The organism is Kitasatospora sp. NPDC048662, from assembly GCF_055587065.1.
Genome location: NZ_JBVJHA010000002.1, coordinates 120,197 through 146,095, shown reverse-complemented (window position 1 = coordinate 146,095; position 25,899 = coordinate 120,197). Strand labels below are relative to the sequence as shown.

At 74.4% G+C, this 25,899-nt stretch carries 19 protein-coding genes; 15 read left to right on the top strand and 4 right to left on the bottom strand.

Translation table 11 applies throughout. The features are described from left to right. Window positions 1-138: 138 nt before the first annotated feature. The 6 genes from ACZ6R9_RS06640 to ACZ6R9_RS06615 all read left to right on the top strand — a co-directional run bounded on the left by ACZ6R9_RS06640 (window position 139) and on the right by ACZ6R9_RS06615 (window position 8,368). Window positions 139-981 carry an ABC transporter ATP-binding protein gene (locus tag ACZ6R9_RS06640; RefSeq protein WP_380482003.1) on the top strand — a complete coding sequence of 281 codons (843 nt, stop codon included), beginning with the start codon at window positions 139-141 and terminating at the stop codon, window positions 979-981. Continuing rightward, window positions 981-1,841, top strand: coding sequence for an ABC transporter permease (locus tag ACZ6R9_RS06635; protein WP_380482001.1), 861 nt, complete (start codon window positions 981-983; stop codon window positions 1,839-1,841). The genes ACZ6R9_RS06640 and ACZ6R9_RS06635 overlap by 1 nt, the downstream gene beginning before the upstream one ends. Window positions 1,842-2,006: 165 nt before the next feature. Next, a complete protein-coding gene (locus ACZ6R9_RS06630) occupies window positions 2,007-5,105 on the top strand; it encodes an amino acid adenylation domain-containing protein (RefSeq protein WP_465536941.1) in 3,099 nt (1,032 codons plus the stop codon). Between the two features lie 10 nt (window positions 5,106-5,115). Then, complete coding sequence (locus ACZ6R9_RS06625; RefSeq protein ID WP_465536940.1) at window positions 5,116-6,372, top strand: nucleotide disphospho-sugar-binding domain-containing protein; 1,257 nt, start codon at window positions 5,116-5,118, stop codon at window positions 6,370-6,372. Then, window positions 6,372-7,619, top strand: coding sequence for a nucleotide disphospho-sugar-binding domain-containing protein (locus tag ACZ6R9_RS06620; protein WP_465536938.1), 1,248 nt, complete (start codon window positions 6,372-6,374; stop codon window positions 7,617-7,619). Before ACZ6R9_RS06625 ends, ACZ6R9_RS06620 begins: the two co-directional genes overlap by 1 nt. A gap of 14 nt (window positions 7,620-7,633) precedes the next feature. Continuing rightward, a complete protein-coding gene (locus tag ACZ6R9_RS06615; RefSeq protein ID WP_465536936.1) occupies window positions 7,634-8,368 on the top strand; it encodes an NAD-dependent epimerase/dehydratase family protein in 735 nt (244 codons plus the stop codon). A 7-nt stretch (window positions 8,369-8,375) separates the two neighbouring features. On the opposite strand, the gene ACZ6R9_RS06610 is transcribed toward ACZ6R9_RS06615, so the two are convergent. Further along, window positions 8,376-9,014 carry a TetR/AcrR family transcriptional regulator C-terminal domain-containing protein gene (locus ACZ6R9_RS06610; protein ID WP_465536934.1) on the bottom strand — a complete coding sequence of 213 codons (639 nt, stop codon included), beginning with the start codon at window positions 9,012-9,014 and terminating at the stop codon, window positions 8,376-8,378. Window positions 9,015-9,168: 154 nt separating this feature from the next. Between ACZ6R9_RS06610 and ACZ6R9_RS06605 the strand changes: the two genes are divergently transcribed. Beyond that, window positions 9,169-10,179, top strand: coding sequence for a ketoacyl-ACP synthase III family protein (locus ACZ6R9_RS06605; RefSeq protein WP_465536932.1), 1,011 nt, complete (start codon window positions 9,169-9,171; stop codon window positions 10,177-10,179). Between the two features lie 44 nt (window positions 10,180-10,223). Here the strand turns inward: ACZ6R9_RS06605 and ACZ6R9_RS06600 are convergent, their stop codons facing one another. After that, window positions 10,224-11,876: an MDR family MFS transporter gene (locus tag ACZ6R9_RS06600; RefSeq protein WP_465536931.1), complete on the bottom strand. Its 1,653-nt coding sequence runs from the start codon at window positions 11,874-11,876 to the stop codon at window positions 10,224-10,226. A gap of 333 nt (window positions 11,877-12,209) precedes the next feature. Between ACZ6R9_RS06600 and ACZ6R9_RS06595 the strand changes: the two genes are divergently transcribed. Together ACZ6R9_RS06595 and ACZ6R9_RS06590 are read left to right on the top strand one after the other, a co-directional pair. Further along, a complete protein-coding gene (locus tag ACZ6R9_RS06595) occupies window positions 12,210-13,370 on the top strand; it encodes a nucleotide disphospho-sugar-binding domain-containing protein (protein WP_465536930.1) in 1,161 nt (386 codons plus the stop codon). 164 nt (window positions 13,371-13,534) lie between these two features. Beyond that, a complete protein-coding gene (locus ACZ6R9_RS06590) occupies window positions 13,535-14,755 on the top strand; it encodes a nucleotide disphospho-sugar-binding domain-containing protein (RefSeq protein ID WP_380488922.1) in 1,221 nt (406 codons plus the stop codon). Between the two features lie 93 nt (window positions 14,756-14,848). Here ACZ6R9_RS06590 and ACZ6R9_RS06585 read toward each other — a convergent pair whose 3' ends face one another. Beyond that, window positions 14,849-16,060, bottom strand: coding sequence for a nucleotide disphospho-sugar-binding domain-containing protein (locus tag ACZ6R9_RS06585; protein WP_465536928.1), 1,212 nt, complete (start codon window positions 16,058-16,060; stop codon window positions 14,849-14,851). A 13-nt stretch (window positions 16,061-16,073) separates the two neighbouring features. Next, window positions 16,074-16,676, bottom strand: a complete 603-nt coding sequence (locus ACZ6R9_RS06580; RefSeq protein WP_380488783.1) for a dTDP-4-dehydrorhamnose 3,5-epimerase family protein — start codon at window positions 16,674-16,676, stop codon at window positions 16,074-16,076. A gap of 163 nt (window positions 16,677-16,839) precedes the next feature. Between ACZ6R9_RS06580 and ACZ6R9_RS06575 the strand changes: the two genes are divergently transcribed. The 6 genes from ACZ6R9_RS06575 to ACZ6R9_RS06550 all read left to right on the top strand — a co-directional run bounded on the left by ACZ6R9_RS06575 (window position 16,840) and on the right by ACZ6R9_RS06550 (window position 25,639). Further along, window positions 16,840-17,817, top strand: coding sequence for an NAD-dependent epimerase/dehydratase family protein (locus ACZ6R9_RS06575; RefSeq protein ID WP_465536927.1), 978 nt, complete (start codon window positions 16,840-16,842; stop codon window positions 17,815-17,817). 154 nt (window positions 17,818-17,971) lie between these two features. Then, complete coding sequence (locus ACZ6R9_RS06570) at window positions 17,972-18,730, top strand: SDR family NAD(P)-dependent oxidoreductase (RefSeq protein WP_380488781.1); 759 nt, start codon at window positions 17,972-17,974, stop codon at window positions 18,728-18,730. Window positions 18,731-18,845: 115 nt separating this feature from the next. Further along, entirely contained in the window at window positions 18,846-20,150 is a 1,305-nt protein-coding gene (gene rfbH, locus ACZ6R9_RS06565; protein WP_380488780.1) for a lipopolysaccharide biosynthesis protein RfbH, read from the top strand. Window positions 20,151-20,163: 13 nt separating this feature from the next. Beyond that, entirely contained in the window at window positions 20,164-21,540 is a 1,377-nt protein-coding gene (locus ACZ6R9_RS06560; protein WP_465536925.1) for an NDP-hexose 2,3-dehydratase family protein, read from the top strand. Further along, window positions 21,533-22,501, top strand: coding sequence for a Gfo/Idh/MocA family protein (locus ACZ6R9_RS06555; protein ID WP_380488778.1), 969 nt, complete (start codon window positions 21,533-21,535; stop codon window positions 22,499-22,501). The genes ACZ6R9_RS06560 and ACZ6R9_RS06555 overlap by 8 nt, the downstream gene beginning before the upstream one ends. Before the next feature lie 150 nt (window positions 22,502-22,651). Further along, entirely contained in the window at window positions 22,652-25,639 is a 2,988-nt protein-coding gene (locus ACZ6R9_RS06550; RefSeq protein ID WP_465536924.1) for a putative bifunctional diguanylate cyclase/phosphodiesterase, read from the top strand. Window positions 25,640-25,899: the final 260 nt, after the last annotated feature.

The window sequence follows — 25,899 nt, the reverse complement described above, 5'->3', positions numbered from 1 at the left end:
GCGTCCGTTGGGTTGCTGGAGCGGTCCTCGGCGGCGGCTGGAGCCGGGCCGTCCGGCCGGTCCAGCCGACTTCGAGCCGTCCGCGAGGTGCGGTGCTTAGCCTCGTGGTCGCCGCCACGACACCCGGAAGGATCCGTCATGTCCGAATTCGCCATCCACGCCAGGGGACTGCGCAAGCGGTACGGCGACACGCTTGCGGTCGACTCGGTCGACCTGGACGTGCAGCACGGCGAGATCTTCGCGCTGCTCGGTCCGAACGGTGCGGGCAAGACCACCACCACCGAGATCCTGGAGGGCTTCCGGACCCGCGACGGCGGCGAGCTGAACGTGCTCGGCGAGGACCCGGGCAAGGCCGGCTTCGCCTGGCGCTCCCGGATCGGCATCGTGCTCCAGGGCTCCAAGGACCTCGCCGACCTCACCGTCGCCGAGGTGGTGCACCACTTCACCGCCTACTACCCGGACCCGCGGGACGCCGACGAGGTGATCGAGGCGGTCGGGCTGACCGAGAAGCGCAAGACCCGCGCCGCCTCGCTCTCCGGCGGCCAGCGCCGCCGCCTGGACGTGGCGCTCGGCATCATCGGCAACCCCGAGCTGCTGTTCCTGGACGAGCCCACCACCGGCTTCGACCCGGAGGTGCGGCGCAAGTTCTGGGCGCTGATCGCGGGCCTGCGCAGCACCGGCACCACCATCCTGCTCACCACCCACTACCTGGACGAGGTCGAGTTCCTGGCCGACCGGGTCGGCGTGGTCGCGGCCGGCCGGGTGGTGGACGTCTCCACCCCCGAGCGGCTCGGCGACCGGCACCTGGCGCCCGCCACCGTCCGCTGGATCGGCGTGGACGGACCGCAGGAGGTGCAGACCGCCACCCCCACCCGCACCGTCTCCGAGCTGTCCGCCCGCTTCGGCGGCGAGGTCCCGGAGCTCACCGTGACCCGCCCGTCGCTGGAAGACGTCTACCTGAAGATGATCGGAGACCAGTGATGGAAGCAACCAGGACGCCCGCGACCGCCGCTGCCGCCGCCGGCCGGGCCCGCTCGACCGCCGCCCCCTCGCTGCTGAAGATCGCCGCCGCCCGCTCGGTGCTGGAGATCCGCGGCTTCTTCCGCTCCCGCGGCCAGATGATCCTGACCTTCTCCACCCCGATCGTGCTGCTGATCCTGTTCAGCGCGATCTTCGGTGGCAAGGTCGAGGGCACCGACCTGCAGATGTCCCAGCTGTACGCGACCGGCATGCTCGCGGTCGGCGTGATGTCCACCAGCTTCCAGACGCTGGCCCTGCAGGTCGCCGCCGAGCGCCGCAACGGCTCGCTCAAGCGGCTGCGCGGCACCCCGATGCCGCCGATCGCCTACTTCCTCGGCAAGATTTCCATGGTGCTGGTCTCCAGCCTCGGCCAGGCCGCCGTGCTGATGGTGATCGGCTCGCTGTTCTTCGGCCTCGAACTCCCCACCGATGTCGGCAGCTGGCTGACCTTCGGCTGGATCTACCTGCTCGGCATCTCCGCGTGCAGCCTGCTCGGTCTGGCCTTCTCCTCGCTGATCGGCGGCGAGGAGGGCGGCGGCCCGATCGTGATCCTGCCGTTCATGGCGCTGCAGTTCATCTCCGGCGTGTTCGTGCCGTTCCAGACCCTGCCGCACTACCTGCAGCAGATCGCCTCGTTCTTCCCGCTCAAGTGGCTGTGCCAGGGCATGCGTTCGGTGTTCCTGCCGGACAACTACCTGTCCCAGGAGCTGGCCCACTCGTGGGAACTCGGCCGGGTCGCGCTGGTGCTCGGCGGCTGGGTGGTGGTCGGCCTGGTGATCTGCCTGACCACCTTCCGCTGGAAGACCCGCCACGACGGCTGACCCGAGCCGTCCACCAGGCCGGCCCGCCGGGGCGGACAGCCCCGGCGGGCCGGCCGTTGCGTGTCGTGCCCAGGGTTCCCAGCGGGATTCGAGCAGCCGTCGTCCGGCCGACAGCAGGCTGTGAGCCGTACCGACCAGCCCCGCAGACCAGACAGGAGACACCAGATGGCGCACCCGGTGCAGCCGGACCCGGTTCCGAGCCCCTACCGGCGGGGCGAGACCATGCACGGACTGTTCCGGTGGAGCGCCGAACGCACCCCCGACGCGACCGCCCTGGTGGACGGCGAACGGCGGATCGGCTACCGGCAGCTCGACGACGCCTCCGACGACTTCGCCGCCGCCCTGGAGGACGCCGGGGTCGGCCCCGGCCGGATCGTCCCGCTGCTGCTGCCGCGCGGCCCCGAACTGGTCGTCGCCATGCTGGCCGTGCTCAAGCGCGGCGCCGCGTACGCCGCCCTCGACCCGCGCTGGCCCGCCGACCGCACCGCCGGCCTGGTCGCCCAGCTGGACGCCCCGCTGCTGGTCACCGACCTGCCCGGCGACTGGCCGGTCCCGGTGGCCGCACCGCCCGCCGACCCGGCCGTGCCGCCTGCCGCAGCTGTCCGCCGCCCCACCCCGGTCGAGGTGCGCGGCGAGGACATCAGCAGCGTCTTCTTCACCTCCGGCACCACCGGCGCCCCCAAGGGCGTGCTCTCCCCGCACCGCGGCACCGTCCGGCTGTTCGACGACTGCGCGTTCTCCGACTTCGGCCCCGGCACCGCCATCCTGCAGCTCGCCGCCTCCCCCTGGGACGGTTTCACCTGCGACTGCTGGGGCGCGCTGCTGTGCGGCGGCAAGGTGGTGTTCACCGACTCGCTGCTGCTGCCCGACACCCTGCGCACGCTGATCGCCACCGAGGGCATCACCCACGGCTTCATCACCACCTCGCTGTTCAACATGATCGTTGACGAGGGCGTGGACGCCTTCACCGGCATGCGCAAGGTGCTGATCGGCGGCGAGAAGGTCTCGCCCCCGCACGCCCGCCGCTTCCTGGAGGGGCACCCCGGCATCCCGCTCGGCAACGGCTACGGCCCGGTCGAATGCACCGTGTTCGCCACCGAGTACGAGATCACCGCCGCCGACTGCGACTCCCCGGACGGCATCCCGCTCGGCCGGGCACTGCCGCACACCGAGGCGTACGTGCTGGACGGCGACCGGCTCTGCGCGATCGACGAGGAGGGCGAGATCTGCCTGGCCGGCGACGGCCTCGCCCGCGGCTACCTCGACCCCGAACTGACGGCCCGCAAGTTCGTCGAGGTCGACATCGAGGGCCGCGCCGTCCGGGTCTACCGCACCGGCGACCGCGGCCGCCTGCGCGCCGACGGGCTGCTGCGCTACGGCGGCCGGATCGACCGGCAGGTGAAGATGCGCGGCCTGCGGATCGAGGTCGAGGAGATCGAGGCGCACGCCGCCGCCGTCCCCGGCGTCGCCGACACCGCCGTCGTCCCGGTGTTCGGCCCCGACGGCGCGTGCACTTCGCTGAGCCTGTTCTTCACCAGCCAGGGCACCCCGCCGCTCGACCCCGACGGCCTGCGCGCCGAGCTCGCCGCCGCGCTGCCCGGCTACATGGTGCCCGCCGGGCTGATCCGGCTGGAGCGGATGCCGCTCACCGCCAACTCCAAGCTCGACCGCAAGGCCCTGGACGCGCTCGCCGCCGAAACCCCGGCCGCCGCCGCCGACGAGGCCGAGCAGACCGACGGCCCCACCGAACGGGCCGTCGCCGACGCCTTCGCCGCCGTCCTGCGCCGGCCGCACGTCCCGCTCGGCGCCTCCTTCTTCGACCTCGGCGGCAACTCGCTGGACGCCGCCCGGCTGTGCGCCCGCCTCGGCGCCGACGGCCACACCGCGGCCGCCGCCCAGCTGTACCGCACCCCCACCGTGCGCACCCTCGCCGCCTGGCTCGACCGGGCCGACCCCGACACGCCCGCGGCCGCCGGGACCGGCCTGCCCGCCGGCGCCGTCGAACTCACCTCCATGCAGGACGTGTTCCTGGTCCTCGACGACATCTCCGCGTTCGCCTGGCGGCTCGACGGCGACCTCGACCCGGCCGCGCTGCGCGCCGCCGCCGGCGACCTGCACCGCCGCCACCAGGCCCTGCACGCCCGCTACGAGTCCCGCGGCCGCTCCCTCGCCCTGCTGCCCGAGCAGATCGGCGAACCCGAGTTCGCGCAGCTCCCCGACGCCGACGAAGCCACCGCCGCCCAGGCGCTCCAGGACCACCTGAAGGGCCGGCTGTCGGTCGGCGCCGGCCGGATCTGGCGGACCGCCGCCGTCCGGATCCCGGCCGCCGGCGCCTGGCTGATCGGCGTCGCCGTGCACCACATCGCTTTCGACGGCTGGTCCCAGGCCCTGCTCGCCGAGGACCTCTCCACCGCGTACACCGCCCGGGCCCGCGGCGAGCAGCCGGTCTTCGCCCGCCCCGCCGCCACCCTCGCCCAGGCGGGCGAGGAGCACCGCCGGCACCTCGCCCGGGTCGACCTGGACGCCCAGCGCTCCTTCTGGGCCGCGGAACTGGCGGGCATCCAGGCACTGGAGCTGCCCGGCGCGAGCCCGGCCGGCGCCCCGGTCGGCCCGGTGCGCACCGACCGGATCCGGCTCGCCGCCGAGGACCGCGCCCGGCTGGACGCTGCCGCCCGGGACGCCGGCAGCACCCCGTTCACGCACTGGTACACCGCGCTGGTCGGCGTGCTGCGCGGCCTGACCGGGCAGCAGGACGTCACCGTCGGCGTGCCCGCCGCCCGGCGCGGCGGCCCGCGGATGGACGCCACCGTCACCACCCGCGTCGACCTGCTCTGCCTGCGTGCCCGCCCCGGCGGCGAAGGCCCCGCCCGGGTCGTCGGCCGGGCCCTCGCCCACCAGGAACTCCCGTTCCGCGACGTGGTGATGGCGCTCGCCCTGGCCGGCCAGGACATCGGCCGGCTGCTGGCCGCGCCGCTGTTCGTCCTCCAGGACGACGCGCTGCCGCGGCTCACCCTGCCCGGCCTGCACGCCACCCCGCTCGACCTGGACGAGGAACACGCCGCGCAGGCCCTGGTGATCGAGGTCCGCCCGCTGCCCGACGGCGCCGCCGAGGTGGTGGTCCGCACCCGCGCCGACCTGCTCCCGGACGGCCTCGGCGAGCGGATCGGCCGCGAACTGGTGGCAGCGGCACAGGAATTCGCGCGACCCGCAGCGGGCCGCGCCGGGACGGGGCCCGTGCCGACCGGCGCGGCGCCCGTGGTGTGAGGAGCGAGTCGTGCGGGTGTTGTTCACGGTGTCGGACTGGTTCGGCCACTGGTCGGCGATGGTGCCGCTGGGCTGGGCGGCGCAGGGCGCCGGCCACGAGGTGCGGGTGCTGTGCGCGCCCTCCCAGGCGGACGCGCTGTCCCGGGCCGGGCTGACCGCCGTCCCGGTGCTGGACGGCTGGGACATGGCCTTCCAGGGCCGGCTGCAGAACTACCTGAACGCCGGGAAGGGCCTGTGGTCCTACCCCGAGCCGCCGCTGCACCCCGTCACCGGGCAGCCGCTGGCCGACCTCGCCGACTTCGACCTCGGTGGCTGGTTCGGCGAGAACCTGCCCGCCCTGGTCGAGCGCGCCCGGCGGTCCACCGACGCCGCCGTCGGGTACGCCCGCCACTGGCAGCCCGACGTGCACGTCCACGACCTGGTCAGCATCGAGGGGCTGCTGCTCGGCCGGGTGCTGGACGTCCCGTCCGCCGTCCACCTGTGGGGCCCGGCCGGGACCGAGGAGAATGAGCCCGGACTGACCCTGGTGCCCGTCGACATGAGCAAGTCCTTCGAACGGTACGGCGTCGGCGAACCCGGCTTCGGGCAGGTCACCCACGTCATCGACCCCAACCCGGCGAGCCTCGCGCCCGCCCTGCCGGGCGCCGAACGGCTGCCCGTGCGGTTCGTGCCGTACAACGGGCCCGGCGCGGAGCCCGACTGGCTGGCCGGGCTGCCCGACCGGCCCCGGGTGTGCGTGGTGTGGGGGACGTCGGTGTCCGAGATGTTCGGCGAGGTCTCCTTCACCGTGCCGCAGGTGATCGAGGCGCTGGCCGCCCTCGACGTCGAGGTGGTGCTCACCCTGACCGGCGCCGACCGCGAACGCCTCGGCGAACTCCCCTCCAACGTCCGCCTGCTGGAGCGGGTGCCGCTGCACCTGCTGCTGCCGCACTGCGACCTGGTGGTGCACCACGGCGGCGCCGGCTGCGTGATGACCGCGCTCGCCGCGGGCGTCCCGCAGCTCGCCCTGACCAACGGTGTCGAACAGCGGCTGAACGCCGACCGGATCGCCGCCGTCGGCGCCGGGCTCGGCCTTTCCAACGCCGGACTGGAGACCGGGGCCGTCCGCGCGGCCGCCGCCGCGCTGCTCGGCGACCCCGCGCACCGGGCCGCCGCGCAGCGGCTGCGCGCCGAGTGCGAGGCCCGGCCCAGCGCCGCCGAACTGGTCGGCGCCCTGGAGGAGTTGGCCGCCGCCCGGCAGCCCGCCACGTTCGGCGGTGACCGCTGATGCGGGTGCTGTTCACCGTCTCGGACTGGCCCGGCCACTGGTCGGCGATGGTGCCGCTCGGCTGGGCGCTGCAGGGCGCCGGCCACGAGGTGCGGGTGCTGTGCGCGCCCTCGCAGACCGAGCCGCTGTCCCGCGCCGGGCTGACCGCCGTCCCGGTGCTGGACGGCTGGGACATGGCCTTCCAGGGCCGGCTGCAGAACTACGTCTCCGCCCGGGACGGCCAGTGGCGGTTCGCCGAACCTCCGCTGCACCCCGTCACCGGGCAGCCGCTGGCCCGGCTCGCCGACTTCGACCTCGGCGGCTGGTTCGCCCAGCACCACCCCGCCCTGGTCGCCGACGCCGCCCGCTCCACCGACGCCGCCGTCGCGTACGCCCGGCACTGGCAGCCGCACCTGGTGGTGCACGACCAGCTCAGCATCGAAGGCCCGCTGGTCGGCCGGGTGCTCGACGTCCCCGCCGTGCTCCAGCTCTGGGGCCCGGTCGGGCCCGCCGACGAGGGCGAAGGCCTGATCATGCTGCCGCCCGACTACAGCGGCGCCTTCCGGCGCCACGGCGTCGGCGACCTGGGGCCGCAGCACTACGCGTACGCGATCGACCCCTGCCCGCCCGCCGTCGCCCCGCCGCTGCGGGACGCCGCCCGCCGCCTGCCCGTCCGGTTCCTGCCGTACAACGGGCCCGGCGCGGAGCCCGACTGGCTGGCCGGGCTGCCCGAGCGGCCCCGGGTCTGCGTGGTGTGGGGGACGTCGGTGTCCGACATGTTCGGCGAGGTGTCCTTCGCCGTCCCCAAGGTGATCGAGGCCCTCGCCCCGCTGGACGTCGACGTGGTGCTCACACTCACCGGCGCCGACCGCGAACGGGTCGAGGCCCGCGGCGAACTCCCGCCGAACGTCCGGCTGTTGGAACGCGTACCGCTGCACCTGCTGCTGCCGCGCTGCGACCTGGTGGTGCACCACGGCGGCGCCGGCTGCGTGATGACCGCGCTCGCCGCCGGCACCCCCCAACTCGCCCTGCCCAACGGCCTCGACCAGCACCGCAACGCCGAACGGATCGCCGCCGCGGGCATCGGCCTCGGCCTGCCCAACGCCACCGCCCGGGCCGACCACATCCGGACGGCCGCCACCACCCTGCTCGGCGACCCCGCCCACCGGGCCGCCGCCGCACGGTTGCGCGAGGAGAACGACCGCCGGCCCGCCCCGGCCGAGCTGGTCCGCACCCTCCAGGACCTGGCGGCCGTCGCCGCCCGCTGAAGGGACACGCAGACATGCACATCGTGGGAACCGGGTTCCTCGCCCGCAGCCTCGCCCCGATCGCCGACGCCCACCCCGACACCGTGGTGCTCGCCGCCGGCGTCTCCTGGGCGTCCGGCACCTCCGGCACCGACTTCGCCCGCGAAGCCGCCCTGCTGGCCGACACCGCCCGCCGCTGCGCCGCCGACGGACGCCGGCTGCTGTTCTTCTCCACCGCGTCCACCGGCATGTACGGCAACGCCAACGGCCCCGGCCGGGAGGACGAACCGGTCGAGCCCTGCACCCCCTACGGCCGTCACAAACTCGCCCTGGAAGGGCAGTTGCAGGACTCCGGGGCCGACCACCTGATCCTCCGCCTCGGCCACCTGGTCGGCCCCGGCCAGCCCCCGCACCAGCTGCTGCCCGCGCTGCTGCGACAGGTCCGCTCCGGCGCCGTGCAGATCCACCGCGGCGCGGCCCGCGACCTGATCAGCGTCGCCGACGTGATCACCGTCATCGACCGCCTGCTCTGCCTGGGCCTGCGCGGCGAAGTCGTCAATGTGGCCTCCGGGTTCGCCGTCCCCGTCGAACGGATCGTCGACCACCTGGAGCACCGCCTCGGCGTCCGCGTCGAACGCACCTGGAGCGACTCCGGCGCCCAGCACGCCATCGCCATCGACCGGCTCACGGCCCTCGTCCCGGACGTCGCCCGGCACTTCGGCCCCGCGTACTACCGCCCCGTGCTGGACACCTTCCTGGCCGCGGCCTGACTCCCCGTCAGGCCGCCGCGGCCTTCCCCAGGTAGACCGTCAGGCCCTCGACCAGGATGTCCAGGCCCGCGGCGAAGGTCTGCCGGGAGGTGTCCGGCGACCACTGGGCGAGCCAGGCCGCCAGGTACGGGAACCGGCCGGCGTCGAACGACGGCGGCACGGCCCGCAGGTCCTCGCCGTCCACTCCGGGCGGCGGGCTGCTCTGCTCCTGCAGCACGAAGCCGGTCACGTAGCTCATCACGGTGTCGCCCGCGGCGGCCGTCGCCGCCAGCGGGGCGCCCGAGCGGCTGAGCACCTCCATCAGCCGGTCCGCGAAGCCCAGCCGGTTCGGCCCCAGCGCGGACGCGCCGGCCAGCAGGCGGGCGCCGTCCCGGTGCGCCAGCATCGCCTCCCGCATCGCCCGGGCCAGCGCCCCGGTCTGCTCGGCCCAGTGCGCGCCCGGCGGGCCCACCTCCGCGGGCACCTCGCCGAGGATCCGCTCGGCCAGCGCGTCCAGCAGGTCCTGCTTGCTGGAGACGTGCCAGTACAGCGCACCAGGGCGCACCCCCAGCTCGGTCGCCAGCCGGCGCGTGCTCAGGGCGTCCAGCCCGATGTCGTCCAGCAGCCTCATCGCGGCATCGACCACATCGGTCCGTTGCAGCGGCATCGGGCGTCACCTCGTTCTCTCCGCCGCGCCGGGGTGCCGGCGCGGCCAGGGGTCCCATCGTAGGGAAGCCGTATTCCAGAACACTTCGAGCCTGCCGCCGGAGAATCCGCGCGGTCCGGGGACCGCCCGGCACCCCAACTCCCAGGAGGAAACCGTGCAGGTCGACAGCGTTTATTTGAAGGCCCTCGGGACGTGTCTTCCCGACTCCGTCCCGCCGCCCGTACCCGATGCGCAGTCCTCCGAGGAGGGCGGCCTCACCGGGGCGCTGGTCGCCGGGGACGTGTCGCCGCCGGAACTCGCCGTCCGGGCCGTCCGGCAGGCCTTCGCCCGCGGCGGCGTCGACCCCGCCGACATCGCCGTACTGCTGCACGTCTCGGTCTTCCACCAGGGTCCGGACGGCTGGCTGCCGCCCTCGTACATCGCCCGCGAGACGCTCGGCACGTCCGTTCCCGGGATCGAGATCCGGCAGGGCTGCAACGGCATGTTCAACGCCGTGGAACTGGCGCTCGGCCAGCTCGCCCTCGACCCGTCCCGGGCCGGCGCGCTGATCACCTCCGCGGAGAACTTCGGCTCCCCGCTGGTGAACCGCTGGACCGCCCACCCCGGCTCGTACCTCGGCGACGGCGGCGTCGCCCTGGTGCTCGACCGGCGCGGCGGCTTCGCCCGGCTGCGTTCCCTGGCGACCGTCCTGGTGCCGCAGCTGGAGCAGCTGCACCGCGGCGCCGAACCGCTCTTCCCGCCCGGCGGAACCTCCGGCCGGCCGCTCGAATTCGGCCCCCGGGCCCGGGACTTCGCCGCGCTGAACCTGGTGCCCGACGGGCAGGAAATGCTCGGCCGGGCCCGTGACCGGGTGCTGTCCCAGGTGCTGGCCGAGGCCGACACCGCGCTGGACGAGATCGCCTGGGTGGTGTCGATGAACAACTCCCGCCCGCACGTGGCCAAGCGGCTCCTCGAACCGCTCGGTGTGCCGATGAGCCGCTCCGGCTGGGAGTTCGGCCGCGGCTTCGGCCACCTCGGGGCGAGCGACCAGTTCGTCACCCTGGAGCGGATGGTCGCGGCCGGCCGGGTCGCCCCCGGCGACAAGGTGCTGATGCTGGGCGTCGGGCCCGGCATCTCGATCGGCGGCGCGGTGGTCGAGGTCCTGTCCGTCCCGGACTGGGACTGACCGGCACGGCCGGGGCACCGCCCCGGCCGCTCCGGCCGCCGGGCTCATCGCGGGGCGCTCTCGGCGGCGCGCGGGCCCGTCGTCGCGTCCCCGGCCGGTCCGGCGAGGGTCGCGTCGCCCAACTCGCTGGCCAGCGCCTCGAAGTCGTCGATCTCGCGCAGCTGCATCTCCTTGAGCAGGAAGGAGAGCAGGAAGGCCACCAGCATCACCGCGCCGGCGATCAGGAACACCACGTCCAGCGAGTCGGTGAAGGCGTCCAGCCCGGCGCTGCGGGCCGCCCCCGACAGGTGGACCAGGCCCTCCGGCTTGAGGCCGGCGGGCAGCCCGGGCGCGGAGCTCCCCGCGACGTTCGCGTCGAACCGGTTGGCCAGCACCGCCCCGAACACCGCGGCGCCGCAGGACTGGCCGAGCGTGCGCAGGAATATCGCCGAGGTGGTGGCCGAGCCCAGATCGGCGCTCGGCACCGAGTTCTGCACCGCCTGCACCAGCACCTGCATCAGCAGGCCCAGGCCCAGTCCGAGCAGCAGCAGGCCGCCCGCCAGCAGCCAGTACGAACTGGTCGCCGAGACCAGGCCGAGCACGCCCAGGCCGACCGAGGCCACCGCCGCGCCGATGATCGGGAAGATCCGGTAGCGCCCGTTGCGGGCCGAGATCACGATGCCGGAGCCGATCGAGGAGACCAGGATGCCCAGGATCATCGGCATCAGCCGGGAGCCGGTCGCGGTCGGGCCGAGGCCGTTCACCAGCTGCAGGTACAGCGCGACGTAGGTGATCGCGCCCATCAGGGCGAAGCCCACCACGAACAGCATCGGACCGGCCACCGCCACCGTCCGCACCCGGAACAGGGCCAGCGGGATCAGCGGCTCGGCCGCCCGCGCCTGCCGCCACACGAACAGGGCCAGCAGGGCCGCACCGCCCGCGCCGAGGGCCAGGATCACCGGGTCCGACCAGGCGTACTCGGTGCCGCCCCAGGTGGTCATCAGCAGCACCAGGCTGGTGCCGGCCGAGGCCAGCAGCGCGCCCAGGTAGTCGATCCGGTGCGAGCGCTGCTCGTGCGGCAGCTTCAGCAGGGTGATCACCATGGCGATGCCGACGATGCCGATCGGCAGGTTGACGTAGAAGATCCAGCGCCACGAGGTGTGCAGGCCGAACAGCGTGTGGTCGCCGGTCAGGTAGCCGCCGATGAGCGGGCCGCAGATGGTGGCGAGCGCGATCACGATGCCGGCGACGCCCTGGAACTTCGCCCGGTCCTTGGGTGCGACCGAACGGGCCATCAGGATCAGCGACACGCTGTACAGGCCGCCGGCGCCGATGCCCTGCAGTGCCCGGAACCCGATCAGCTGCCCCATCGACTGGGCGACACCGCACAGTCCGGAGGCGATCAGGAAGGCGATCGCGGAGATCACGAACACCCGCTTCGCGCCGAACAGGTCGGCGATCTTGCCGTACAGCGGCTGGGTCGCGGTGGAGCCCAGCATGTACGCCCCGATCACCCAGGACATCAGGCTGACGCCGTTCACCGGGTCGAGTTCGCGGGCGATCGGGAACACCGAGACCGAGGTGACGGTCTGGTCGAGGGCGCTCAGGAACGCGGTGAGGATCACGCCCACCAGGGCCCAGATCGTCCGCCGGCTCGGCCCGGCGCCGGTGGCCGGCGGGCCCGCGGGCCCGGGTGCGGTGGTCGGTGCGACGGACATGGCGAACTCTCCCGGAAAATTGAACGGTGACCAATTGGTCAGTGTTCAAGTTAGCTCCGGCCCCCTTGCCGCGCAAGCCCCGCGCGGCCCTCGCAAACCCCTCCCGAGCCGCCTCCCGCCGGGCTCCGAGCCGGACTTGAGCGGCGGCCCGCAGGCTCGGAGATCCGCCGCCCGGTGCCCGTCGACGACCGTGACCCGCACCCGCACGGGCGGCCGTGGCACCGGGGAGCGCGTCACGGAACCGCTCGGCCGAAGCCGCCCGACCGCCCACGAACACCGGCGAACACCGGCGAACACCGACGAACGCCGACGAACCGACGAGAGGACACCGCCGTGCGCGTCCTGGTGATGGCCAGCCCCGTACCCACCCACCTGCTCCCGCTGCTGCCGGTCGCCTGGGCCGCCCGGGCCGCCGGCCACGAGGTGCTGGTCGCCGGGCAGCCGGACCTGGTCGAGGCCGCCCGGGGCGGCGGTCTGTCGATCGCCGTGGTCGGCCACGAACAGCGTGAGATCGAGGAACGGCGGCAGCGCCGGATGCTCGGCCAGGCCGACCCCGGCGGCGACGGCGGCGCGCGCCGGGAGCCGCCGTGGAAGTCGCTGGCCGACCGCTGGCGGGCCCGGGTCGAGGACGTGCTGCCGGACGTGCTGCGGATCGCCGAGCGGTGGCGGCCCGACGTGGTGCTGGCCGACCCGCTGGAGTACGCCTCGCTGATCGTCGGCGGGGTGCGCGGCATCCCGGTGGTCCACCACCGGTGGGGCGTCGACTCGTTCACCAGCCGCGACTTCGACCGGATCCAGCAGGCACTGGCCGGCATCTGCCAGGACCACGGCCTGCCCGGCCTGCCCGGCCCGGACCTGGTGCTCGACCCCTGCCCGCCCAGCCTCCAGCACCCGGACGCGGCACCCGCCCACCCCGTCCGGTTCGTGCCCAGCAACGGCGTCGGCCTGCGGCCCGACTGGGCGCCGAAGCCCGCCGGGACGCGCCGGATCTGCGTCTCGCTCGGGCTGCGCACCCTCGCGCTGGAAGGGCCCGCCGTGATCGCCGCCGCGCTGCGCGGCCTCGGCTCGCTGCCCGGCGTGCAGACCGTCGCCACCGTCCCGGCCGAGCACCGGGCCGGCCTCGGCGCGCTCCCCGCCTCGGTGCGGCTCGTCGATCCGACGCCGCTCGACCTGTTCCTGGACGGCTGCGACGCCGTGGTCCACCACGGCGGCAGCGGCACCGGCCTGGCCGCGATCGCCCGCGGCCTGCCACAACTCGTCCTGCCGCAGACCCCGTGGACCGCCGAGCACGCCGAACGCGTCACCGCGCTCGGCGTCGGGCTGAGCCTGCCCGCCGAGGAGCAGCAGCGCGACCCGGCCGCGGTGGCCGGCGCCGCCGCCCGCCTCCTCGACGAGCCCGCCTTCCGCGCCGCCACCGCCCGCCTGCGCGCCGAACTCCACGCCATGCCCACCCCGGCGGACGCCGTCACCGCCCTCGCGGCCCTCGCCGGCTGACCGAACAGTGGCCCTCGCCCGCTGACCGAACAGCGGCGCTCACGGGCACGCCCGGCCCCGGCGGCCTTCCGTCCGGCTTCGATCGCGGGTCGAGCGGGCCGCCGGACGCTGGGGCCGCGTCCGCCGCAGCGGCGCATGCCGAACCGAGCGCATGGAGGAGAACAGTGCGCGTCCTCTTCACCACCTGGGCCTCCCCGTCCCACCTGTTCCCGATGGTTCCGCTGGCCTGGGCGTTCCAGGCGGCGGGCCACGAGGTGCGGGTCGCCGTGCCGCCCAACTGCACCGCCCATGTGACCGGGGCGGGGCTGACCCCGGTCGCGATCGGTCCCGTGCCCGAGGTGGTGGCGAAGAACGGGCCGGGGCGGCTGAAGGTCTGGCACTCGCAGCGGTCCTGGCCGGCCGACTGGCCGCTGCACCTCGACCAGCTGGACGAGGGGCAGCTCGGCCTGCTCCAGGCGCTGGCCGACCGCCAGGCGGCGACCGCCGAGGCGATGGTGCCCGAACTGCTGGAGTTCGCCCGGTACTTCAAGCCCGACCTGATCGTCCGGGACGCCGGCACCTACGCGGCCGCGGTGGTCGCCGACCTGCTCGGGGTGCCGATGGTCAGCCACCAGTGGGGCAGCCCGGCGGTGCTCGACGTCGAGCACGCCGCGCCCGGCGGTGCGCCGTGGCCCGGCTACCGGGCGCTGTTCGAGAAGTTCGGCGCGCAGGTCGACGACGGCGCCGGCGTGTTCGTCGACCCGTGCCCGCCGTCCCTGCAACTGCCCACCCCGGCCACCCGGTTGAACACCCGCATCGTGTCGTACAACGGCCCGGGCGGGCTGCCCGACTGGCTGCGGAAGGAGCCGGAGGCGCCCCGGGTCTGCATCACCTGGGGGGTCACCGCGGGCAAGCTGGACCCGAAGTCCGCGCTGCCCGAGCCGCTGCTCACCGCCAGCCGTTCGCTGGCGGCGGCCGGCCTGGAGGTGGTGCTCGCCGTCACCGAGGCCCAGCGCGAGCTGCTGGGGGAGCAGCCGACCGGCATCCGGGCGGTGTCGATGCTGCCGCTGCACCTGCTGCTGCCGACCTGCTCGGCCGTGGCGCACCAGGGCGGCGGCGGCACCGCGATGACCGCGACGGCGGCCGGCACCCCGCAGCTGATCCTGTCGCCGCGCCCGGAGCAGATGCTCACCGGCGACCGGCTGACCCGCGCGGGCGCGGCCCGGCACGTCCCGTACAACGAGCTGATCGAGGACGAGCGGGCCGGGCAGCGGGTGCACGAGGACGTGCTCGCGCTGGTCGAGGACCCGGCCCACCGGGCCGCGGCCGGCCGGCTGCGCGAGGAGTCGCAGGCGCAGCCCAGCCCGGCGCAGACCGTGGAGCGGCTGACCGCACTGGTGGGCTGAACGCGTAAAGGTGGGCCGAACGCGTAAAGGTGGGCCGAACGCGTAAAGGAGCGGCCCCGACCACCGGTCGGGGCCGCTCCTGCACGGTCGGGTTCAGGACACCGCGTCCACCAGTACCGCCACCCGCTCGGCGGGCGTCGGCTCGGCGAGCATCTCCTCGCGCAGCGCGGCGGCGGCCTTGCGGTGGCGCGGCTCGTCCAGCAGCGCGGCGACCGCGGCGCCGATCACCGCCGGGTCGTGCTGCTCGTCGGGTGCGGGGAGCAGGCCGGCGCCGACGTGTGCCAGCCGCTCGCCGATCTCGGCGGAGATCGGCATCTGCGGCAGCACCAGCTGGGGCACGCCGTGCGCGGCGGCGGTCAGGCCGGTGCCGAAGCCGCCGTGGTGGACGACGGCCGCGCAGGTCGGCAGCAGCGCGGTCATCGGCAGCGACTCGGCGACCCGGACGCCGTCCGGCAGTCCGCCGAGCCTCCCGGCCTGCGCGGCGCCGACGGCCAGCACCACCTCGACGTCGAGCGCGGTGAGCGCCGCCAGGGCGCGGGTCAGCACGTCGGGCAGCCGGTCCGGGTCGATCTTGCCGCCGGCCACCCCGGCGGTGACGCAGACCCGGGGGCGGCCGGGTTCGGTGTGCAGCCACCGGGGCAGCAGGCCGGGGCCGTTGTACGGCACGTGGCGGACCGGGATGCGCCGGCGCGGCGTCGGGTCGGGCAGCCGCAGCGATGGCGGGCACGGGTCGAACCAGCCGAGTGGTCCGCGCTCCGGGTCGGCCCCGTGACGCTCGAACAACTCGCGGTAGCCGGGCCGCAGTTCGCTGCCGAGGCCATCCGTCTCGATCCGGATCACGGTCGCGCTGCCCCAGCTGTGGCCGACCGCGGGGACGCCGAGGACGGCGGCGACCAGCGGACCGGCGAAGGTCAGCGAGTCGTGCACGACGACGTCGGGCTGCCAGGCCCGGCCGAACGCGATCAGGTCGTCGGCCATCGCGTCGGCCACGGTGAACTGCTTGTCCGCGAGCGCCGCCAGCACGGTGCGGTGCCCGTCGTCCAGCAGGTCGGGGCGGGAGGCCCAGCCCGCGGGCCAGCGGCCGAAGCTGCGCCAGGGCGCCAGGTCGGCGCGGCCGCGGATCTGGGCGACCGCGACGTCCTGGCCGACCGGCATCCCGATCAGCCCGGTCCGCGCCACCGCGGGGGCGCAGGCGGGCGGGGTGGCGAACCGCACCTGGTGTCCAGCTGCCTGGCAGGCCCATGCCAATTGAACCAGGGGGTACAGGTGCCCGGGCTCCGCCCAGGTGGCGAACAGCACTCGCATGTCTTCTCCTCGGCTAGCGCTGCTGCGCGTAGAGTGCGCGGCACTCGTCGTAGGTGGACAGGACCCCGCGTTCGGCCAGTTCGGCCAGCGACGGCGCGCACCGGTCCTTCTCGGAGAGCAGCGGCTCGCCGTCGAGCCAGTTCTCCCACGGGATGTTCAGGTCGGGATCGAAGGGCTGGATGTCGAACTGCGTGCCGGGCACGAACTGGGTGGAGCACAGGTAGCTGATGCAGGCGTCGTCGGTGAGCGCCACGAACCCGTGCCCCAGGCCCTCCGCGACGAACATCGCGGTGCCCTCGTTCGCGTCGAGCACGGTGGTGACGTACGTGCCGAAGGCGGGCGAGCCGAGCCGGACGTCGACCACCACGTCCAGCAGGACGCCGCGCACACAGCTGACGTACTTGGCCTGCCCGGGCGGGATGGTGACCCCGTGGATCCCGCGCAGCGTGTTGCGGGACGAGGTCGAGTAGTTCACCTGGAGAGGTGTGAACAGGTGGCCGGTCGCCTCGGCCAGCGCGTCGCGCTTGTACGACTCGAAGAAGTTGCCCCGGGAGTCGGGGTGTTGACGCGGGGTGATCCGATAGGCATCGGGCACCGCGGTGGCTTGTATCCCCATGGAACCGGACTCTACGGAGCGCCGCTAGAGCCCCGGTAGCGGCGGCCGCGAGCAGCGCCGCCGCCGTCCACCAGGATTCGAGCCGACTGCTGCACCATGCGGCGGACCACGGAGAGGCACGCGGCGATCCGGCCGCGGGCCGATGCAGACGGAGGTGCCGACGGTGTCCCAGTTCGACGTGCGGAGCACGGACCGACCACCGGCCGCCCTGGGCCGGCGGGTGGCGGTCCTCGGCGCGACCGGATTCGTCGGCCGTCACGTCTGCCGGGCCTTCGCCGCGGCCGGCGCCCGGGTGTACGGGATCGCGCGCAGCGCCGCCGGCGCCGACGGCTTCGAGCCGATCCCGCTCGACCTCGCCGCCACCTCGCCCGAGCAGCTCGCCGACGTGCTGCGCCGGGCCGGCGCCGACGTGGTGGTCAACGCGGCGGGCGCGGTCTGGGGAGTGACGGACCAGCAGATGCGGCAGGCCAACGCCGAACTGCCCGAGCGGCTGGTCGCGGCCGCCGGCCTGCTGCCCGGCCGCCCCCGGGTGGTGCACCTCGGCTCGGTGCACGAGTACGGCCCCGGCCCGTCCGGCGCGGCCATCCCCGAGGACCTGCCGCCCGCCCCGGTCAGCTCCTACGGGCGCACCAAGCTGCTCGGCACCGAGGCGGTGCTGGCCGCCGCCCGCGAGCACGGGCTGGACGGGGTGGTGCTGCGGATCGTCAACGTGTCCGGGCCCGGCGCCCCGGCGGGCAGCCTGCTCGGCATGATCGCGGGCCGGCTCGCCGAGGCCGCCCGCTCCGGCCCGGGCGAACCGCTGCGGCTCACCCCGCTGCGCGCCCAGCGCGACTTCGTGGACGTCCGCGACGTCGCCGACGCGGTGGTGGCGGCCGGGGTCGCGGACGCCCCGGGCGGACTGTGCGGCGAGGTGATCAACATCGGGCGGGGCGAGGCGGTCGCGGTGCGCCGGCTGGTGGACCGGCTGATCGAGCTGAGCGGCCTGCCGCTGGCCGTGGTCGAGGAGCCGGACACCGCCCCGCAGCGCGGCGCGGCCGACTGGCAGCAGGTCGACATCGGCAAGGCGGCCCGGCTGCTCGACTGGCGGCCCACGCGCGACCTGGACGCCTCGCTGCGCGCCATGCTGGCGTCAACCCCCTGACCCCGCAGCGCAGTTGCGATCCGGGTGCGAGCGCCGCTCCAGCCGGCCGCCGCAGGCTCTTGGCTGCCGTCGGCGGCGGGTCGGCACCCGGCGGCCGGGCCCGCCCCACACCGGGGCGGGGCCCGTCCGGGCCGGCCCTGCGCCGAGGAGTGGCATGGATCTGGGACTGCGAGAGCGCGTCGTACTGGTGACCGGGGCGACCGGCGGGATCGGGCGCGAGGTGGCCCGGGCGTACGCCGCCGAAGGGGCCCGGGTAGCCGTCGCCTACCGGTCCGACCGGGCTGCCGCCGAGCAGCTGGCCGAGGAACTCGGCGGCCCCGAGCGGGCGTTCGCGCTGCCGTATGACCTGGAGGACCCCGAGTCGCCGCACCGCGCGGTGGCCGAGGTGGAGCGCCGCTGGGGCCGGGTGGACGTCCTGGTGGCGAACGCCGTCCGCTGGGGCGAGCGGCGCACCCCCGGCACCCGGTTCGAGGACGTGCCGGAGAAGGACTGGCTGCCGGTGATCGAGGGCAACCTGGCGCCGGTGATCCGCACCGTGCAGGCCGCCGTCGGCGGCATGCGGGCCCGCGGCTGGGGCCGGATCGTGCTGATCTCCTCGCACAACGCGCTCGGCGGCAACCGCGGCCAGGAGTTCTACGGCTCCGCCAAGGCCGGACTGCACGGCCTGGCCCGCAGCCTGATGTGGGACCTCGGCAGCAGCGACGTGCTGGTCAACGTGGTCTGCCCGGGCCTGACCAGCACCGACCGGGTGGTCGCCGGCCTGCCCGCACCCGTCCGCGAGCGGGAGACCGGCGCCACGCCCACGGGCCGGCTCAGCACCCCCGAGGAGGTGGCACGGGCCGTGCTGTACCTGGGCTCGGCCGCCAACGGCAACGTCACCGGCGAGGCCCTGCACGTGGCCGGCGGTCGCTGAACAGCCGCTGAACCGCCCGCCGACCCGCCGTCGAGTCCGGCTCCAGCAGCCGCCCGCAAGCTGGACCGGACCGATGCGAAGACCGAACAGACGTCCCATCAGAAGGAGACCGGCGATGAGCGTGCACAAGGAGCTCGTCCTCGACGAGGTTCGCAAGTTCCACCTGGAGCAGGAGAACGACGGGGAGTTCGTGCCCGGTGTCACCGAGATCTGGCCGTCCGGCGCGGTGCTGGACGCCGAGGACCGGGTCGCGCTGGTGGAGGCCGCGCTGGAGATGCGGATCGCGGCCGGCCGCAGCTCGCGCAAGTTCGAGTCCGTGTTCGCCAAGAAGTGCAAGCGGCGCAAGGCCCACCTGACCAACTCCGGCTCGTCCGCCAACCTGCTGGCGATGACCGCGCTGACCTCCGACCACCTGGAGGACCGCAAGCTGGTCCCGGGCGACGAGGTGATCACCGTCGCGGCGGGCTTCCCGACCACCGTCAACCCGATCCTGCAGAACGGGCTGATCCCGGTCTTCGTCGACATCGAGCTCGGCACCTACAACACCACCGCCGACCGGGTGGCCGCCGCGATCGGCCCGCGCACCAAGGCGATCATGATCGCGCACGCGCTCGGCAACCCGTTCCCGGTCGCCGAGATCGCGCAGCTCGCCGAGGAGCACGACCTGTTCCTGATCGAGGACAACTGCGACGCCGTCGGCTCCACCTACAACGGCCAACTCACCGGCACCTTCGGCGATCTGACCACCGTCAGCTTCTACCCGGCGCACCACCTGACGATGGGCGAGGGCGGCTGCGTGCTGACCTCCAACCTGGCGCTGGCCCGGATCGTCGAGTCGTTGCGCGACTGGGGCCGGGACTGCTGGTGCGAGCCGGGCGAGAACAACAAGTGCCTCAAGCGCTTCGACTACCAGATGGGCACCCTGCCCGCCGGGTACGACCACAAGTACATCTTCTCGCACGTCGGTTACAACCTGAAGGCCACCGACATCCAGGCCGCCCTGGGCCTCACCCAGCTGGCCAAGCTGGACTCCTTCGTCGAGGCCCGCAAGGTCAACTGGCAGCGGCTGCGCGACGGCCTGGCCGACGTCCCGTGGCTGCTGCTCCCGCACGCCACCCCGAACTCCGACCCGAGCTGGTTCGGCTTCGTGCTCACCGTGGACCCCGAGGCCCCGTTCACCCGGGCCGCGCTGGTGGACTTCCTGGAGGCCCGCAAGATCGGCACCCGCCGCCTGTTCGCCGGCAACCTGACCCGCCACCCGGCCTACATCGGCAAGCCGCACCGCGTGGTCGGCGACCTCACCAACAGCGACATCGTCACCGAGCACACCTTCTGGGTCGGCGTGTACCCCGGCCTGAGCGAGGCCCAGCTCGACTACATCATCGAGTCCGTCCGCGAGTTCGTCGCGAAGAACAGCTGAGAGGGAACGCCCGATGCTCGCACCGGACACCCCCCGGGCCGCCGCCCGCCCGCGCGAGGACGCCGGCCCGGCCGCCCGGATCGCCCGCTCCGCCGCCGCCACCGAAGGCGCCCGGCTGAGCACCGCCGAGTTCGCCGACTGGCTGGCCGGGCGCGGCCGGGCCAACGACTTCACCGTGCGGAAGATCCCGTTCGCCGAACTGAACGGCTGGTCCTTCGCCGAGGGCACCGGCAACCTGGTCCACCGCAGCGGCCGGTTCTTCTCCGTCGAGGGCCTGCACGTCACCCTCGACGACGGCCCCTACCGGGAGTGGTACCAGCCGATCATCAAGCAGCCCGAGGTCGGCATCCTGGGCATCCTGGTCAAGGAGTTCGACGGCGTCCTGCACTGCCTGATGCAGGCCAAGATGGAACCCGGCAACCGCAATCTGCTCCAGCTCTCGCCGACCGTCCAGGCCACCCGCAGCAACTACACCAAGGTCCACCAGGGCGCCGACGTGAAGTACATCGAGTACTTCACCGGCGGCCGCCCCCGTCGGGTGCTCGCCGACGTGCTGCAGTCCGAGCACGGCTCCTGGTTCTTCCACAAGAGCAACCGCAACATGATCGTCGAGGCGCTGGACGACGTCCCCGAGGACGAGGACTTCTGCTGGCTGACGTTCGGCCAGATCGCCGAACTGCTGCGCCGCGACAACGTGGTGAACATGGACTCGCGCACCGTGCTGGCCTGCGCCCCGGTCGCCGACCCGGACGGCCGGGCCCTGCACACCGACACCGAGCTGCTGTCCTGGTTCACCGGGCAGCGCTCCCGCCACGACATCCGGGCCGAACGCATCCCGCTGGCCGAGCTGCCCGGCTGGAAGCAGAGCGAGGAGGACATCGCGCACGAGCAGGGCCGGTTCTTCAAGGTCGTCGCGGTCAACGTCACCGCCGGGAACCGCGAAGTCACCAGCTGGACCCAGCCGTTGATCGAACCCGTCGGCCGCGGCGTCGCCGCCTTCCTCACCCGCCGGATCGACGGCGTCCGGCACGTCCTGGCGCACGCCAAGGTCGAGGGCGGCTTCCTCGACGCGGTCGAACTCGCCCCCACCGTCCAGTGCACCCCCGGCAACCACGACCAGCAACCCCCGTTCCTCGACCGGGTGTTGAACGCGGAGCCGGAGCAGGTCCGCTACCGGGCCGTGCACTCCGAGGAGGGCGGGCGCTTCCTGCACGCCGAGGCCGACTACCTGCTGATCGAGACCGGTGACGAGGAGCCCGTCGAGGAGCCGGAGGGCTACCTCTGGGTGACGCCCGGCCAGCTCGCCACGCTGGTCCGGCACGGCCACTACGTCAACGTCCAGGCCCGCACCCTGCTGGCCGTACTGAACGGCCTGGGCGAGCGTGACTGACCCCCTGCGGATCGGCGTGCTGGGCTGCGCGGAGATCGCCCGGCGGCGGATGCTGCCGGCGATCGCCGCCCGGCCCGGCCTGCGCCTGACCGCGATCGCCAGCCGCGACCCGGAGCGCGCCGAACCGCTTGCCGCGCAGTACGGCTGCCGGGCCACCGACTACCGCGCCCTGATCGAATCCCCCGACGTGGACGCGGTGTACGTGCCGCTGCCGATCGCCCTGCACGCCCAGTGGGTGGCCGCCGCCCTCGACGCCGGCAAGCACGTGCTCGCGGAGAAGCCGCTCACCGCCGACCCGGCCGCCACCGCCGCCCTGCAACTGCGGGCCGAGGAGCGCCAGTTGGTGCTCCAGGAGAACGTGATGTTCGTCCACCACCCGGTGCACGAGCAGGTCCGGCGGCTGGTCGCCGACGGCGCGATCGGCGAACTGCGGATGTTCTCCGCCGCGTTCGCCATCCCCGCGCTGCCCGCCGACAACATCCGGCACCGGCCCGAACTCGGCGGCGGCGCCCTGCTGGACGTCGGCTACTACCCCGTCCGCGCCGCCCTGCACTTCCTCGGCCCCGAGCTCACGGTGGCCGGCGCCGCCCTGCACCACGGCGCCGGCAGCGCCGTGGAGACCTCCGGCGCGGCGGTGCTGACCACCCCGGACGGCGTGCTCGCCCAACTCGCCTTCGGGATGGACCACGCCTACCGCAACAGCTACGAACTGTGGGGGAGCACCGGCCGGATCCGGGTCGAGCGCGCCTTCACCCCGCCCGCCGACCAGGCCCCCACCGTCCTGCTGGAACGCGGCGGCAGCACCGAACAGCCCGGGTTCGCCGCCGCCGACCAGGTCGCCGAAACACTCACCGCGTTCACCCGCGCCGTAGCCGAAGGAGCCACCGCCGCAGACCCGTTGACCCTCCGCCAGGCCGAACTGCTGTCCCGGATCCGCGCGGTCGCCACCCCCGCCGCCTGAGCCGAACGGGCGACACCCGCCCGAAGGCCCCCCGCCCCACCTGCCAATCATTACGCTGAGTTGAGTATGCGTGCCGGTGCGTGACCGGATTGGTGTAGGGTCCGAAGCGGGAACACCGGTACGGCCACGGGCCGGAGGGGGAGATGTCGATTGAACTCCACCGAATCGGTGCTGCCTGCCCACCCTGCCCTGCGCCGGCTCACGGCCGTGCTGCTCGCGGTGCTCTGCGCCGGGTACGCGGTGGGCTCCGGACTCGGCTGGGGTTCGTGCGAACTCGCCCTGGTGATGGGGGACTTCGGCCTCGCCGGGGCAGCCCTCGCGGCCGCCCTGTCCTGCCTCGCGCACGGCATCGCGGTGGGCGGCCACACCCGGCCCGCCTGGCTGCTGTTCGGCCTCTCCTCGGCCGTGGTGGCGTTCGGCAACGGCCTGTGGGGCTGGTACGAGGTGGTGCTCGGCCGCCCGCTGCCGCCGGACTCCGCCGCCGACTACCCGTTCCTGCTGTTCGCCCCGCTCGCCATCACCGGCCTGCTGGTGCTCGCCCAGCGCCCGCGCAACCCGGCCGGCTGGCTCTGCCTGATGCTGGACGGCTGGCTGGTGGCCGGCTCGCTGTTCACCCTCAGCTGGAGCCTGGCGCTCGGCCGGGTCGCCGCCGGCGACGGTGACGACCCGCTGAAGCTCGCCCTCGGCCTCGGCTACCCCGTGCTGGACATCCTGCTGGTCGGCCTGGTGGTCGGCCTGAAGGTCCGCGGCCGGGACGGCAACCGGGCCGCCGTGCACACCGCGATGATCGGCCTGGTCGTCACCGTGGTCTGCGACGCCCTGTTCACCACCCCGCAGTTCCACAGCGACTACCACTCCGGCGAACTGCTGGACGCCGGCTGGTTCGCCGGTTCCCTGCTGCTCGCCTGGGCCCCCTGGTCGCACACCCGCCGCCCCAGCCGCCAGCACCCCTCCACCCAGGGCGTGCCGCGCCGCCGGGTCGCCTCCACCTTCAGCGCGCTCACGCCCTACGCCGCCGCCGCGGTCTGCACCGCCGGCATCCTCTACAACGCGCTCGGCGGCCGCCCGCTGGACCGCGTCATGCTCGCCGCCGCCAGCACCGTCGGCCTGGCCCTGATCGTCCGGCAGGGCGTGATGCTGCTCGACAACCTCTCGCTCGCACAGGAACTCGCCACCAAAGAAGCCCACTTCCGCTCCCTGGTGCAGGGCTCCAGCGACGTCATCATGATCGCCGGACCGTCCGGCGCGCTGTCCTACGTCAGCCCCGCCGCGCTGCGGGTCTACAACCGAGACCCGGAGGACCTGGTCGGCGGCAACCTGCTCAACCTGGTCCACCCCGAGGACGTGGACCGGGTGCTCGCCGAGGTGCGCCGCATCCTCGCCCGCAGCCGGGCCGCCCGGTTCCAGGCCGGCGAACCCTCCGCCCGGGTCGAATGCCGGATCCGCTCCGGCGAGGGCGAGGGTGAGGGCGAGGGGGAGTGGCTGCACGTCGAATCCACCGTCAACCCGTACCGCGACGGACTGATCCTGAACAGCCGCGACATCACCGAACGGGTGCGCCTGCAGGCCCAGTTGCAGCACAACGCGTTCCACGACCCGCTCACCGACCTGCCCAACCGCGCCCTCTTCGCCCACCGCGTCCGGGCCGCGCTCTCCGCGCAGGGCCCGGCCGGCACCGCCGTCGCCGTGCTCTTCCTCGACCTGGACGGCTTCAAGGCCGTCAACGACACCGCCGGCCACCAGGTCGGCGACGAACTGCTGGTGCAGGCCGCCCGCCGCCTGCAGACCGCCGTCCGCGGCGAGGACACCGTCGCCCGGTTCGGCGGCGACGAGTTCGCCGTCCTGGTCCGCGGCCGGATCGGCCACCCGCAGGTCCGCGACCTCGCCGAACGCATCCGCGCCGCACTCTCCGAGCCGTACTGGATCGGCGGCGCCGAACTCGGCGTCGCCGCCTCGATCGGCATCGCCTTCGGCCCCGACACCCCACTGCCCGCCCCCGAACCCGGCGAGGACGAGGCCACCCGCGCCCGCGGCACCGACGGGCCGTCCGCGAGCGCCGCCGACGAACTGCTGCGCAACGCCGACCTGGCGATGTACCAGGCCAAGTCCCGCGGCAAGGGCCGCGTGGTGCTCTACACCCCGGCGATGCGCGCCGAACTCGACCGGCGCGGCGAACTGGAGGAGCGGCTGCGCGCCGCCGTCCGCGAAGGCTCCTTCGCGCTGCTCCACCAGCCCGTGGTCGAACTGGCCGGCGGCCGGCTCACCGGCGTCGAGGCGCAGGCCCGCTGGCGCTCCGCCGAAGGCCTGCTGCTCACCCCCGCCGAGTTCCTGCGCACCGCCGACACCGGGGACGGCGCCACCCGGTTCGCCCGCTGGCTGGTCACCGAGGCCGTCGCCGCCGCCGCCCGCCGCCGCGCCGACGGCCCGGCCGCCCCGCCCGTCCCGGTCACCGTCCGACTGGCCGCCGAACGGCTCTGCGCCCCCGGCATGTACGAGACCCTGGCCGGCGCCCTGCGGGACACCGAACTGCCGCCCGACCTGCTCGTCCTGGAGGTCTCCCGGACCGGCCCCGACACGCTCGCCGACGAACTCGGCCGCCGCCTGGCCGCGTTCCGCCGGCTCGGGGTGTCCACCGCGCTCGCCGGGTTCGGCGCCGGCGGCGGCTCGCTCGGCGCCCTCGCCCGGATGCCGTTCGACGCGCTCAAACTGGACCGCAGCCTGGTCCAGGACATCGCCGACTCCACCCTCACCCGGGCACTCGCCGGGCACGCCCTGCGCCTCGGCCGCGACCTGGGCCTGGTCACCGGCGCCGACGGCGTCGACCACCCCCGGCAGGTCGCCGTGCTCCAGGAACTCGGCTGCCGGCGCGGCCAGGGCCTGGCCTTCGACCGCCCGCTCGACGAACTGCGGCTGCGCCGCGCCCTGCTGCGCCGCGGCTACTCCATCCCGCGCCCCGGCCAGGGCCACCCCGGCCGGCGCCCGCTGCTCACCCCGGACGCCCGCACCGGCAGTGGCCTCGCGGAGGCTTCCGCGGCCCGTCCCGGGCACCTGCACAGCGGCCTTGAGCTGCCGCAACGGCACACCGTCCGGGGTCCGAGCGGCGGCCCGCATGGTGAGACAGTTGTCCCACCAGCTTGACACCCAGCACTGCGTGGGAGGAAGGTCGATGCCATGACCACCCGAATTCTCGTACTTGGCGGGCGCGTCGGCTGAAGAACAGCCTGACGCGCCTCCCCCTCGCATGCCCTTGGCACGAGGGGTTTTTTGTTGCACGAATCCGGGTCGGCCACCGCAGAAACCCTGGCCTCAACCCCCCGAAATCCGGACGATCGAGGCACCGCCGGAGACCGCCCCGGGAGCCACCGCCACCGGGCCGGCGCCACCCCGAGCAGAACCCG